Annotated in this window: 11 protein-coding genes; 10 read left to right on the forward strand and 1 reads right to left on the reverse strand. The window is 72.3% G+C overall.

The features are described from left to right. Window positions 1-125 precede the first annotated feature (125 nt). Window positions 126-683, reverse strand: a complete 558-nt coding sequence (locus V1260_RS01640; protein ID WP_329745052.1) for a hypothetical protein — start codon at window positions 681-683, stop codon at window positions 126-128. 380 nt (window positions 684-1,063) lie between these two features. Here V1260_RS01640 and V1260_RS01645 point away from each other — a divergent pair, with 380 nt between their 5' ends. The 10 genes from V1260_RS01645 (at window position 1,064) to nagB (ending at window position 12,852) form a co-directional block, all read left to right on the forward strand. Beyond that, the gene (locus V1260_RS01645; protein ID WP_329745053.1) at window positions 1,064-1,693 is read left to right on the forward strand and encodes a 50S ribosomal protein L25/general stress protein Ctc; all 630 of its coding nucleotides are present in this window, start codon (window positions 1,064-1,066) and stop codon (window positions 1,691-1,693) included. A gap of 116 nt (window positions 1,694-1,809) precedes the next feature. Continuing rightward, window positions 1,810-2,424, forward strand: coding sequence for an aminoacyl-tRNA hydrolase (gene pth / locus V1260_RS01650; RefSeq protein ID WP_329745054.1), 615 nt, complete (start codon window positions 1,810-1,812; stop codon window positions 2,422-2,424). Then, window positions 2,421-6,017: a transcription-repair coupling factor gene (gene mfd / locus V1260_RS01655; RefSeq protein WP_329745055.1), complete on the forward strand. Its 3,597-nt coding sequence runs from the start codon at window positions 2,421-2,423 to the stop codon at window positions 6,015-6,017. Before pth ends, mfd begins: the two co-directional genes overlap by 4 nt. Window positions 6,018-6,026: 9 nt before the next feature. Beyond that, entirely contained in the window at window positions 6,027-6,860 is an 834-nt protein-coding gene (locus V1260_RS01660) for a MazG nucleotide pyrophosphohydrolase domain-containing protein (RefSeq protein ID WP_329745056.1), read from the forward strand. 66 nt (window positions 6,861-6,926) lie between these two features. Next, window positions 6,927-8,210: a phosphopyruvate hydratase gene (gene eno, locus V1260_RS01665; protein ID WP_329745057.1), complete on the forward strand. Its 1,284-nt coding sequence runs from the start codon at window positions 6,927-6,929 to the stop codon at window positions 8,208-8,210. Window positions 8,211-8,239: 29 nt separating this feature from the next. After that, the gene (locus V1260_RS01670) at window positions 8,240-8,911 is read left to right on the forward strand and encodes an FtsB family cell division protein (protein ID WP_329745058.1); all 672 of its coding nucleotides are present in this window, start codon (window positions 8,240-8,242) and stop codon (window positions 8,909-8,911) included. Next, window positions 8,908-9,438, forward strand: a complete 531-nt coding sequence (locus V1260_RS01675; protein WP_329745059.1) for a DUF501 domain-containing protein — start codon at window positions 8,908-8,910, stop codon at window positions 9,436-9,438. Before V1260_RS01670 ends, V1260_RS01675 begins: the two co-directional genes overlap by 4 nt. Continuing rightward, the gene (locus V1260_RS01680; protein WP_329745060.1) at window positions 9,435-10,388 is read left to right on the forward strand and encodes a Ppx/GppA phosphatase family protein; all 954 of its coding nucleotides are present in this window, start codon (window positions 9,435-9,437) and stop codon (window positions 10,386-10,388) included. Before V1260_RS01675 ends, V1260_RS01680 begins: the two co-directional genes overlap by 4 nt. A gap of 97 nt (window positions 10,389-10,485) precedes the next feature. Beyond that, complete coding sequence (locus tag V1260_RS01685; protein ID WP_329745061.1) at window positions 10,486-11,859, forward strand: NAD(P)/FAD-dependent oxidoreductase; 1,374 nt, start codon at window positions 10,486-10,488, stop codon at window positions 11,857-11,859. Window positions 11,860-12,096: 237 nt separating this feature from the next. After that, entirely contained in the window at window positions 12,097-12,852 is a 756-nt protein-coding gene (nagB, locus tag V1260_RS01690) for a glucosamine-6-phosphate deaminase (protein ID WP_329745062.1), read from the forward strand. Window positions 12,853-12,883 lie beyond the last annotated feature (31 nt).

Here is a 12,883-nt window from a genome sequence, read left to right on the forward strand (position 1 = left end):
GACGAGAAGGACATGAGGAAGGGGCCGCTCCTGGGGGAGCGGCCCCTTCGTCGTGTCTCTCGGGGGGAGTTCGCCCTGGGGTGGGAGACGGTGCCGGACAGCCGGACCGGCACAGGCCTGCCGCCTCAGATCAGGTACGGAGCCTTCCGTCCGACGAGGGCCTTCCACTGCTTCCCCAGGCCCAGGTACTCACCGGCGCCGAGGCCGGCCAGGGCGACCATCAGCACACCGAGGATGACATGGTCGTCGATGATCGGGTTGGTGGTCATGGGGAACGCGGCGAGGTACATGAGGCCGTAGAGGGCGGCGCCGGAGACGGCCGCGATCCGCATGCCGATACCGAGGAGCAGGGCGATGCCGATGCCCAGCAGGCCCGCCATGAACAGGATGTTGGTGATCGGGTTGAGGCCCAGCCAGAACTGCCAGAAGCCGGCGAACGGGTTGCCGCCCTCGATCGAGCCGCCGAGGAAGCCGGCGGTCGGGGAGCCGCCGTTGATCCAGGCCCGCTCCGCGGGGGTGGAGAAACCGAGGCCGAACAGCTTGTCGAGGAAGGCCCACAGGAAGTAGAAGCCCAGGAGGATGCGCACGACGCCCAGGACCGTGAAGCCCCACCCGCGGGCGGAGCCGACGGCCGCGGGAGCGGCGGGGGCGGTGGTCGGGGAGGAGGGAGCGGCGGTGGCCATGAGAGATGTTCCTTCGCTGTCGCGAGTTCCGTGCCGGTCGTGTTCGACTGACACCAGAAGGCTAGGCTCGCTGAGCGCTCCCCCGCGGGGACCTAGGTCACCGTTTTCTGCCCCTGACCTGCAGGGACGTTGGTCCCGACGGCGCCGGAGGGGGCGAGGCGGATCCGGGGCCGGTGCACTTGGGGGTGCTCCGGTGCGAGTCCGATCACCCGGCCGACGAGGTGGATCCCTCCACGTGCTAGCCTTCCCGCGTCACTTCGGCGAGGGAACGGGCTCGGCCCGCTCCGTGATCGACGCGGTGCGGGTGCTGCCGGAGCTCTCCGGCCCGAGCTCCCGTGGCGTCGCTCATCGTCGAGCCCCACCCCACTGAGGAGCATCCCATGGCTGAGAAGCTGAACGTCGAACTGCGCGAGGACTTCGGCAAGGGCGCCGCCCGCCGTCTCCGCGTCGAGGGCCGCGTGCCCGCCGTCCTGTACGGCCACGGCGTGGACCCCATCCACCTGTCGCTGCCGGGCCACGAGACCGCCCTCGCCGCCCGCAACCCCAACGCCCTGCTCGAGCTCGCGCTCGCCGACGGCACCACCCACCTCGCCCTGATCAAGGAGATCCAGCGCCACCCGCTCAAGCGCTCGCTGGCCCACCTGGACCTGATCATCGTCCGCAAGGGCGAGAAGGTCGAGGTCGACATCCCCGTCGTCCTCACCGGCGAGCCCGTCGCCCCGGCCATCGCTGTCGTCGACGCGCAGACCCTGACCCTCTCCGTGGACGCCCTGAACGTCCCCGAGCAGATCGAGATCTCCGTCGAGGGTGCCGAGGACGGCCACCAGCTGTTCGCCGGCGACGTCACCCTGCCGGGTAACGCCGAGCTGGTCACCGACGCCGAGCTGCTCGTCGTCGCGGTCCAGATCCCGCGCGTCGAGGAGGAGCCCTCCGAGGACGAGGAGTCCGAGGAGGCCGCCGACGGCGAGGAGTCCGCGGGCTCCGAGGAGGAGTCCTCCGAGCAGGAGTGAGGATCCTCGGATCACACCGACCCGCCGGGGCGTCGCGCAGGAGCGCGGCGCCCCGGTAGGTTTCTCGGGGGCCTCGGTGCGCCGGAGGCCCCTGTCGTCATGTTCAGGAGGAACACGTGAGCACGTCCGACCGCAGCCCGGGCACGTACCTGGTGATCGGCCTCGGCAACCCCGGGGACCGCTACGCCGCGACCCGGCACAACGTCGGCCAGATGGTGCTGGATCACATCGCCGCGAGCACCGGGTCGAGGTTCTCGACAGCGCGGCGCGCCCAGGCCGTCGTCGTGGAGGGCCGGCTCGGGCTGCCCGGCGCCGACGAGCGCGTGATCCTCGCCAAGCCCACGACCTACATGAACACCTCCGGCGGGCCGGTGAAGGCACTGGCCGCCTACTACGACGTCCCGCCCGAGCGGGTCGTCGTCGTGCACGACGAGGTCGACATCCCCTTCGACACCGTGCGGCTCAAGCGCGGCGGCGGCGAGGGCGGGCACAACGGCCTGCGCGACATCACCAAGGCCCTCGGCACGAAGGACTACCTGCGGGTGCGCGTCGGTGTGGGCCGCCCGCCGGGCACGAAGGACACCGCGGACTTCGTGCTCTCGCCCTTCACCGCCACCGAGCGGAAGTCCCTCGAGCTGCTGATCTCCGACGCCGCCGACGCGGTCGAGTCGGTCGTGCTCGAGGGCCTCACCGCCTCCCAGCAGCGCTTCCACTCCCAGGACCCCCGATGACCCCGCGCGCTCATTTCGCCCCGCTCGCCCCGCTCCTCGACCAGCTCGCCGAGGGCGCGGACCTCACGGCGATACGCCGTCTCCTCGAGGACGGCACCGCCTCGGGCGAGGGCGGGGACATCGTCGCCGCCACCGGCCTGTTCCCCTTCGCCGTCGCGGACCTCGCGCGTCGGGCGACCGCCGAGCAGCCGCTGGTCGTCATCACCCCCACCACCCGCTCGGGGGAGGACCTGCGCGCGGCGCTCGGCGCCCTCGTCGGCACCGAGCACGTCGCCGAGCTGCCCGCCTGGGAGACCCTCCCGCACGAGCGGCTCTCCCCGCGCGCGGACACCGTCGCCCGCCGTCTGGCGACGCTCCGCCGTCTCGCGCACCCCGAGTCCGAGACCCCCGTGCACGTGCTCCTCATGCCGGTGCGCTCGCTGCTCCAGCCGATCGCGACCGGACTCGGCGAGCTGCGGCCGGTGCGTGCCCGCACCGGGGAGGACTATCCGCTGGAGCGCCTCGTGGAGGACCTCGTCGATGCCGCCTACGTGCGCGTGGACATGGTCGAGAAGCGCGGCGAGTTCGCCGTGCGCGGCGGCATCCTCGACGTCTTCCCGCCCACCGAGCCGCATCCCGTGCGGGTGGAGCTCTTCGGCGACGAGATCGACGAGGTCCGCTACTTCTCGGTGGCCGACCAGCGCTCCCTCGACACCGCCCCGCACGGCCTCGACGCCCCGCCCTGCCGGGAGATCCTGCTGACCCCCGCCGTCCGCGGTCGCGCCCGCGCCATGGCCGAGGAGCTGCCGGGGGTGCGCGACCTGCTGCTGCGCATCGCCGACGGCATCGCCGCCGAGGGCATGGAGTCCCTCAGCCCCGTGCTCGTGGACGGCATGGAGCAGGTCGCCGACGTCCTGCCGCGCGGCGCACGCCTCCTCGTGCTCGACCCGGAGAAGGCCCGCGCCCGCGCGGCCGAGCTCGTGGCCACGACCGACGAGTTCCTCGCCGCGGCCTGGTCGAGCGCGGCCGCCGGCGGGGGCCTGCCCATCGACGTCGGCGCGGCCAGCTTTGTCCCGCTCGCCGAGGCGCGGGCCCATGCCGAGGCGGAGGGGCGCGCCTGGTTCACCCTGGCCGCCTTCGGCCTCGAGACCGACGTCGACGTCACCGCCGGCGCGACGACCCATCCCGGCTATTCGGGCAAGCCCGGTGACGCCGCGAAGGACCTCGGGCGCCGCCGCGAGGACGGCTGGTCGGTGATCGCGACCATGGTCGGGCCCGGCGGTGCCCGCCACGTGGTCGAGAACCTTCGCGCCGAGGGCCTGCCCGCCGTCTTCGCGCCCGACCTCGAAGGACCGGTCGCCCCGGGCGAGGTGGTCGTCACCGTCGGCCCCTTCCCCGAGGGACTCGTCGTCCCCGACCTGAAGCTCGTCCTCGCCTCCGAGCGCGACCTCACGGGCAAGTCCGGAGCGCGCCGCGGCGAGGAGCGGAAGATGCCCTCGCGGCGCCGCAACGTCGTCGACCCGCTCCAGCTGCGGCCCGGCGACCACGTCGTCCACGCCCATCACGGCGTCGGCCGGTTCGTCGAGATGACCAGCCGCACCGTCGGGGTCGGCGCGAAGCGCACCACCCGCGAGTACCTGGTCATCGAGTACGCCGCCTCGAAGAAGGGGCAGCCGGGGGATCGGCTGTACGTCCCCTCCGACCAGCTCGACCAGGTCACCAAGTACGTCGGCGGCGAGGAGCCGAGCGTCAACCGCATGGGCGGCGCGGACTGGGCGAAGACCAAGTCCAAGGCCCGCAAGGCGATCCGCGAGATCGCCGACGAGCTGGTCCGTCTGTACTCGGCGCGGCAGTCCGCCCCCGGGCACGCTTTCGCGCCCGACACGCCGTGGCAGCGCGAGCTCGAGGACGCCTTCGAGTTCGTGGAGACCCCGGACCAGCTCTCGACCCTCGACGACGTCAAGGCCGACATGGAGAAGACGGTCCCGATGGACCGCCTGATCCTCGGCGACGTCGGCTATGGCAAGACCGAGATCGCCGTGCGCGCCGCCTTCAAGGCCGTGCAGGACGGCAAGCAGGTCGCCGTGCTCGCGCCCACGACCCTGCTCGCCCAGCAGCATCTCGACACGTTCACCGAGCGGTACACGGGCTTCCCCGTCACCGTGCGCGGGCTGTCCCGCTTCCAGACCCCCGCCGACTCCCAGGCGACCATCGAGGGGATCGCCGACGGCAGCGTCGACGTCGTCATCGGGACCCATCGTCTGCTCACCGGGACGGTGCGCTTCAAGGACCTGGGTCTGCTGATCATCGACGAGGAGCAGCGCTTCGGCGTCGAGCACAAGGAGACCCTCAAGGCGCTGCGCACCGATGTCGACGTGCTCGCGATGTCCGCGACCCCGATCCCGCGCACCCTCGAGATGGCCGTCACGGGCATCCGCGAGATGTCGATCCTGGCGACCCCGCCCGAGGAGCGCCACCCGGTGCTGACCTATGTCGGCGTGCAGGAGGACAAGCAGGTCACCGCCGCGATCCGGCGCGAGCTGCTGCGCGATGGCCAGGTGTTCTACATCCACAACCGGGTCGAGGACATCGACGCCGTCGCCGCTCATCTGCGTGAGCTCGTGCCCGATGCCCGGGTGCGCGTCGCCCACGGCAAGATGAACGAGGCCCAGCTCGAGCGGGTCATCGTCGACTTCTGGGAGCGGGAGTTCGACGTCCTGGTATGCACCACGATCGTGGAGACCGGCCTCGACATCGCGAACGCGAACACGCTCATCGTCGAGAACGCGGACCGCTTCGGCCTCTCCCAGCTGCATCAGCTGCGCGGCCGCGTGGGCCGCTCGAGCGAGCGGGCGTACGCCTACTTCCTCTACAACGGCTCCAAGCCGCTCACCGAGACGGCCCACGACCGCCTCACCACGCTCGCCACCAACACCGATCTCGGCGCGGGCATGCAGGTGGCGATGAAGGACCTCGAGATCCGCGGCGCGGGCAACCTGCTCGGCGGGGAGCAGTCCGGGCACATCGCCGGAGTCGGTTTCGACCTGTACGTGCGCATGGTGGGCGAGGCCGTGGCGGCCTTCCGCGGCGAGTCCTCGGCTCCCGAGAAGGAAATCCGCGTCGAGCTACCGCTGGATGCTCACATCCCGCACGACTACATCGGCTCCGAGCGGCTCCGGCTCGAGGCCTACGCGAAGCTCTCGGCCGTCCGCACGGTGGAGGAGATCGCCCAGGTCCGCACCGAGCTCACCGACCGCTACGGCACGCCGCCGGAGCCGGTCGAGGTGCTGCTGGACGTCGCCCGCTTCCGCATCGACGCCCGCGCCGCGGGCGTCGACGAGGTCCAGGCGCAGGGCAAGATGATCCGCTTCGCGCATCTCGAGGTCCCCGACTCCGTCGCGATGCGGATGACGCGCCTCCACCCCGGCACCCTGCTGAAGCCCGCGACCCGGCAGGTGCTCGTGCCGCGCCCGATGACCTCCCGCTTCGGCGGCACCGAGCTGCGCGACCACGAGCTGCTCGACTGGGCCCGGGACGTGCTGCGCACCCTCGTGCCGTCGGCGCAGCTGACCGAGCCGCCGGCGGCGGACCCCGCTGCGCGCCCGACCGCGTAGCCTCTCGCCGTGAGCCCCGCAGCACTGCACGACCCCGCCGGCCGCCCCGACCGCCGCCCCGACGCGGCCTCTTCGCCCCGCGGGAGCGAGCTGCTGCGGGCCGTCGCGGTGATGGAGTCCCTGCGCGGCGAGCACGGCGACGCCTGGACCCACCAGCAGACCCACGCCTCCCTCGCCCGCTATCTCCTCGAGGAGACTCACGAGGTGCTCGAGGTGATCGACGACCCCGCCGCGCACGGACCCGGGGCTCTCGCCGACGAGCTGGGTGACCTCCTCTTCCAGATCCTCTTCCACGCCCGGGTCGGCCAGGAGGCCGAGGTGCCGTGGGACATCGACGACGTGGCCCGCGCCTTCGTGGCCAAGATGGAGCGGCGCAACCCGCATGTCTTCGGCGACCGCGAGGCGGAGGAGCAGGTGCTCGAGGACCCCGCGGACGTCGACGCGATCATCGCCCAGTGGCACGCCGTCAAGGCCGCTGAGCGCCGTGCAGCGGGGAAGCGGGAGAAGGGGTGGCTCGACGGCGTCCCGTCGGGCCTGCCGGCGCTGCAGACCGCCGCGAAGGCCGTCCACCGCGCCCGGTCCGCGGGGCGGCTGCCCGAGCTGCTCGCGGCGGCCGACGGGGTCGCCGGGGCGCCCGGGGAGGATTCCGACGGTTGGGGCGGGGACCTCGCCCGGCGGATGCTCGACCTCGCCGTCGAGGCCGAGGCGCGGGACGTGGACCCCGAGTCCGCCCTGCGCGCCCTGCTCACCCGACTGCGTGCCGAGCTCCCCCCGCAGGGCGCTGAGCCGGGTCCCGACGGCAACAGCGGCCACCGCGGCGGTGCGGGCACGCGTACCGCCTAGACTGTCCGCGGACGGTCAGCGACGACCGGACGATTCGAACTTCATCCCCGAAGGAAGGAAATGCCCATGGCTGCCATCATCGATGCCGTCCACGCCCGCGAGATTCTCGACTCCCGCGGCAACCCCACCGTCGAGGTCGAGATCCTCCTGGAGGACGGCACCGTCGCCCGCGCCGCCGTGCCCTCGGGCGCCTCCACCGGCGCCTTCGAGGCCGTCGAGCGCCGTGACGGCGACAAGGACCGCTACCTCGGCAAGGGCGTCGAGCTCGCCGTCGCCGCGGTCATCGAGGACATCCAGCCCAAGATCCTCGGCTTCGACGTGCAGGAGCAGCGCGCGATCGACGCCGCGATGATGGAGATCGACGGCACCCAGAACAAGGGCGCCCTCGGCGCCAACGCCATCCTCGGCGTGTCCCTCGCCGTGGCCCGCGCCGCCGCGGACTCCGCCGGCGTCCCGCTGTACCAGTACGTCGGCGGCCCGAACGCGCACATCCTGCCCGTCCCGATGATGAACATCCTCAACGGTGGCTCCCACGCCGACTCCAACGTCGACATCCAGGAGTTCATGATCGCCCCGATCGGTGCGGACTCCTTCGCCGAGGCGCTCCGCATCGGCGCCGAGGTGTACCACGCGCTGAAGTCCGTGCTCAAGGAGCGCGGCCTCGCCACCGGTCTCGGCGACGAGGGCGGCTTCGCCCCCAACCTCGAGTCCAACCGCGCCGCGCTCGACCTGATCGTCGAGGCCATCGGCAAGGCCGGCTTCGAGGCCGGCAAGGACGTCGCGCTCGCGCTCGACGTCGCCGCCTCCGAGTTCTTCGAGGACGGCTCCTACACCTTCGAGGGTGCGACGAAGACCTCCGCCGAGATGATCGAGTACTACGCCGAGCTCGTCGACGCGTACCCGCTGGTCTCCATCGAGGACCCGCTGAACGAGGAGGACTGGGAGGGCTGGAACGCCATCACCGCGAAGCTGGGCGCCAAGGTCCAGCTCGTGGGCGACGACCTGTTCGTCACCAACCCCGAGCGCCTCGGCCGCGGCATCGCCGAGGGCTCCGCGAACGCGCTCCTGGTGAAGGTCAACCAGATCGGCTCGCTCTCCGAGACCCTCGACGCCGTGGACCTCGCGCACCGCGCAGGCTTCAAGGCGATGATGTCGCACCGCTCCGGTGAGACCGAGGACACCACCATCGCGGACCTCGCGGTCGCCACAAACTGCGGCCAGATCAAGTCCGGCGCCCCCGCCCGCGGCGAGCGCGTGGCGAAGTACAACCAGCTGCTGCGCATCGAGGAGGAGCTCGGGGACGCCGCCCGCTACGCCGGCGCCTCCGCCTTCCCGCGTTTCTCCGCCTGAGGCCCAGCCCCAGGCTGTAGCCTTCCGGCATGACCAGCAGACGACCGGGCGCCCCGCGGACCGCGAGGCGCCCGGTCTCCGCGTCCGGGGGCTCCGGCGCCTCGGCGCGGAAGGCTGCGCGCTCCGCGTCGAGCTCCCGCTCCGCCTCGAGCTCCCGCAACGCCTCGAACTCGCGCTCTGCGTCGAGCTCCCGCCCGGCGGCCGCCTCCAGGCCGCGCACGACCGCTCCGCCGGCACCGCCGGCCGACGGGCCGGGCGTCACCATCACCCGTCGCACCCTCGCCCTGATCGCCGTCGTGGTCGTCGCCCTCGCGGCGCTCGTCCCGACCGTGAACTCCTACGTCGCCCAGCGGCAGCAGCTCGCGCAGCTGCGCGCGCAGGTCGCGCAGCAGGAGCAGGACGTCGAGGCGCTGCGCGCCCAGGTCGCCCGCTGGGACGATCCCGCTTATGTGGCGGCGCAGGCTCGTGAGCGCCTGCTCTTCGCCATGCCGGGGGAGACCCAGTACCGACTCACCGACACCTCGGGCCGGGACGTCCCCCTGACAGAGGAACAGCAGTCCGCCGCCGCGGCGGAGCAGGGCGAGTGGTACTCGACCCTGTGGACCTCGGTGGAGGGCTCGAGCCGCCTCACGCCCGAGGACATCCCCGACGAGACCGGCGCCACCGACGAGGACGCCGCCGACCAGGACAGCACTCCGTGACCCCACTTCCCCCGCTCCCGTACGAGACCCCCGCGACCGCGCACGACCTCGAGGTGATGAGGGTGCAGCTCGGACGCGACATGCGCGGCGTCGTCTCGATCGCCCGCCGCTGCGGCTGCGGCCGTCCCGCCGTCGTCCGCACCGCCCCCCGCCTCGAGGACGGCACGCCCTTCCCCACGTCGCTCTACCTCACGCTGCCCTGGCTGACCCTGGACCTCTCCCGCCTCGAGGCGGTCGGCACGATGTCCGAGCTGACCGAGCGCCTCGGTCAGGACGAAGAGCTGGCCGCGGGCTACCGCGCCGCCCACGAGCGTTACCTGGCCCGGCGCGAGGAGGTCGGCGACGCCGAGGAGGTGCGCGACGTGAGTGCGGGCGGAATGCCGACCCGCGTGAAGTGCCTGCACGCCCTCGCCGGCCAGGCCCTCGCCGAGGGACCGGGGGTCAACCCCGTCGCCGACGAGGTGCTCGCCATGATCCCCGGCGCCCTCCCCGACCTCGACTGCCGCTGCGAGGAGGAGGACGCGTGAGCCGCCCCGTCGCCGCGATCGACTGCGGCACGAACTCGATCCGACTGCTCGTCGCGCAGCCCGAGGAGGGCACCAGCCGCCTGCTCGACCTCGAGCGCCATCTCGAGATGGTGCGGCTCGGCCTGGGCGTGGACCGCACCGGTCGCTTCGACCCCGTCGCCGTCGAGCGCACCCTCGACGCCGCGCGCCGCTACGCCCGACTGATCGAGCACCACGGCGTCGACTGGCAGGACATCCGCTTCGTCGCCACCTCGGCGACCCGCGACGCGTCCAACCGGGATGTCTTCATCGAGGGGATCGAGTCGATCCTCGGCGTGCGCCCCGAGGTGATCTCGGGACAGGAGGAGGCGGAGCTCTCCTTCCGCGGTGCGGTGACCACGCTCGACGCCCTGCCCGACGGGCCGCGCCTGGTCGTCGACATCGGCGGCGGCTCGACCGAGCTGGTCCTCGGCACCGAGTCCCCCACCCATCGCATCAGCCTCGACATCGGCTCGGTGCGGCTGACCGAGAGGCACCTCGGGGAGGACCCTCCGACCGCCGCACAGATCGCCGCCGCCACCGCCGACATCGAGGAGCTCCTCGACCGGGCCGCGGCGGAGATCCCTCTCGAGCGGGCCGCCGCCCTCGTCGGCGTCGCCGGGACCGTCACCACCCTCACCTCCGTGGCGCTCGGACACACCGAGTACTCGCCCGAGGACACCCATGGGGCGACGCTGAGCGTGGATGCCTCGCTCGCGCTGTGCGACCGGCTGCTACAGGAGAGCCGCCAAGAGCGCTCGGCGCACCCCACCATCCACCCCGGCAGGATCGACGTGATCGGCGCGGGAGCGCTCATCTGGTCCCGGATCCTCCGTCGCGTCCACGAGGCGGCGGGACTCACCTCGGTCCGTACGAGCGAGCACGACATCCTCGACGGCATCGCCCTGGCCCTCGCCGACCGCTCCCGCTGACCCTCGGCAGGCGCTCCGGAACCGGGTCGCTCGCGAGCGGTGTCCATTCCACCGGCAGGTTTTTGTCCGGGGGCACATTCGCCCTAAGGTTGACCCCATGAACACCACCTTCGGCGGCAAGCCCCATGTCCTGATCCTCGGCGGCGGGTCCGTCGGTATGACGACCGCGTCCGAGCTGCGCAAGACCCTCGGCTCCGAGGTCGCGATCACCATCGTCGACCCGCGTCCCTACATGACCTACGCCCCCTTCCTCCCCGAGGTCGGCGGCGGCTCGATCGATCCGCGCAACGTCCTCGCGCCCCTGCGCAAGGTCCTCGCCGGCACCAAGGTCGTGACCGGCTCGGTGTCCCAGATCCGCTCGGCGGAGAACACCGTCGTGGTGACCACCGAGGACGACAGCAAGCTCGAGATCGCCTACGACTACCTGGTCGTCGGCCTCGGCGCCGTCCCGCGTCTGCTCCCGATCCCCGGCCTGGCCGAGAACGCCATCGGCTTCAAGCAGGTCGAGGAGGCCGTGGCCGTGCGCGACCGCATCCTCGCCAACCTCGCCGAGGCGGCGTCCACCAAGGACCCCAAGGTCCGCAAGCGCCTGCTCACCTTCACCTTCATCGGCGGCGGCTTCGCCGGCGGCGAGGCCATCGCGGAGACCGAGGACATGGTCCGCGACGCTCTGCGCTACTACCCCGACCTGCACGCCTCCGACATCCGCTTCGTGCTCGTCGACGCGGCGCCCTTCGTGTTCCCGGAGCTCACCGAGGACCAGCGCGCCTACGTGCTGAACCAGCTGCGCGAGCGCGGCATCGAGGTCAAGCTCGAGACCTTCCTGAACTCGGCCGAGAACGGCGTCATCAAGACCTCCGACGGCGACGAGTACGAGACCGGCCTGCTGGTCTGGAACGCCGGTGTGAAGCCGAACCCGGTCCTCGGCGACGCGGAGTCCTCGGACCTCCCCACCGTCACCGAGCGCGGCCCCCTCATGGGCAAGCTCGAGGCCCTCGCGGATCTCCGCGTCAACGGCACCGACGGCCCGCTGGACAACGTCTTCGCCGCCGGCGACTGCGCCGCCGTGCCGGACCTCGCCTCGGGCGAGGGCAAGTTCTGCCCGCCGAACGCCCAGCACGCCGTGCGCCAGGGCAAGCGGGTCGCGGACAACATCGCCCGCTCCGTGCAGGGTCGTCCGCTGGTGGACTACTACCACAAGAACCTCGGCGTCATGGCGACCCTGGGCATGTACAAGGGCGTCGGCCGGCTGATGCTGGGCGACAAGGAGATCGACGTGCGCGGCGTGCCGGCGTGGGCCATGGCCCGTGCCTACCACGTGTACGCCATGCCGACCCTGGGGCGGAAGGCCGCGGTCCTCGCGGGCTGGGCCACCACCCTGATCTCGCGCCGCGACATCATCGGCATCCCCGAGACCACCACCCCGCGCGCCGCTTTCGAGTACGCGGCGAACTCGGGCAAGAAGAAGTGATCGGAGCGCTCCTGCCGCGCTGAGGCACGGAGCGCACCGACCCCACGGCACCGTCGCACCCTCGGGTGCGGCGGTGCCGTTCGTCGTGCGGGCTGCGGAACTCTGCGGGCTGCGGCCGACGCGCGGTTCGCGGTGCGCGGCGGCCGCAGCGCAATCCTCGAGTATGCTCATCTTTGAGATCAAACGAGCAGAGTCGCGCAGTCGCCGGGCTGCGGGGCCGCCCGGGAGGAGCACAGCATGCAGGTCCACATCGTCCCCGACGCCGCCGCAGGCGGAGCGCTCGTCGCCGACCTCTTCGAGGAGGTCATCCGGGAGGCGGGGGAGGCGGGCGTGGTCCTCGGACTCGCCACCGGGTCCTCGCCGCTGACCGCCTACGCGGAGCTGATCCGCCGCCACCGGGAGCGCGGGCTGTCCTTCGCGCACTCCCGCGCCTTCACCCTCGACGAGTACGTGGGGCTGTCGGGTGATCACCCCCAGAGCTACCGACGCTTCATCCACGAGCACCTCGTCGATCAGGTCGACCTGCCCACCTCCTCCATCGACACCCCCGACGGCGCCGCCCCGGACCCCGACCTCGAGGCGATCGCCTATGAGCGTCGGCTGCAGGACGCGGGCGGGGTGGACCTGCAGATCCTCGGCATCGGCTCGAACGGGCACATCGCCTTCAACGAGCCGGGTAGCGATCGCGCCTCCCGCACCCGGGTGGTGGACCTCGCGCCGTCGACGATCGCGGACAACGCCCGCTTCTTCGGAGACCCCTCCCAGGTGCCGGTGCGTGCGATCAGCCAGGGGCTCGGCACCCTCGGCGAGGCGCGCCGCATCGTGCTCACGGCGAGCGGCGCCGGGAAGGCCGAGGCCATCGCCCATCTGCTGGAGGGCGAGATGACGGACCAGTGGCCGGCCACCGCGCTGCAGCAGCACCCGCAGGTCACCGTCGTCGTGGACGAGGCGGCCGCGTCCCGGCTCGCGCGGTCCGACGCACGTCACAGCTGAGGGGGCGGCCTGGGGGAGAGGGGCGCGGTCC

The organism is Brachybacterium sp. J144 (assembly GCF_036321705.1).
GTDB lineage: Bacteria > Actinomycetota > Actinomycetes > Actinomycetales > Dermabacteraceae > Brachybacterium.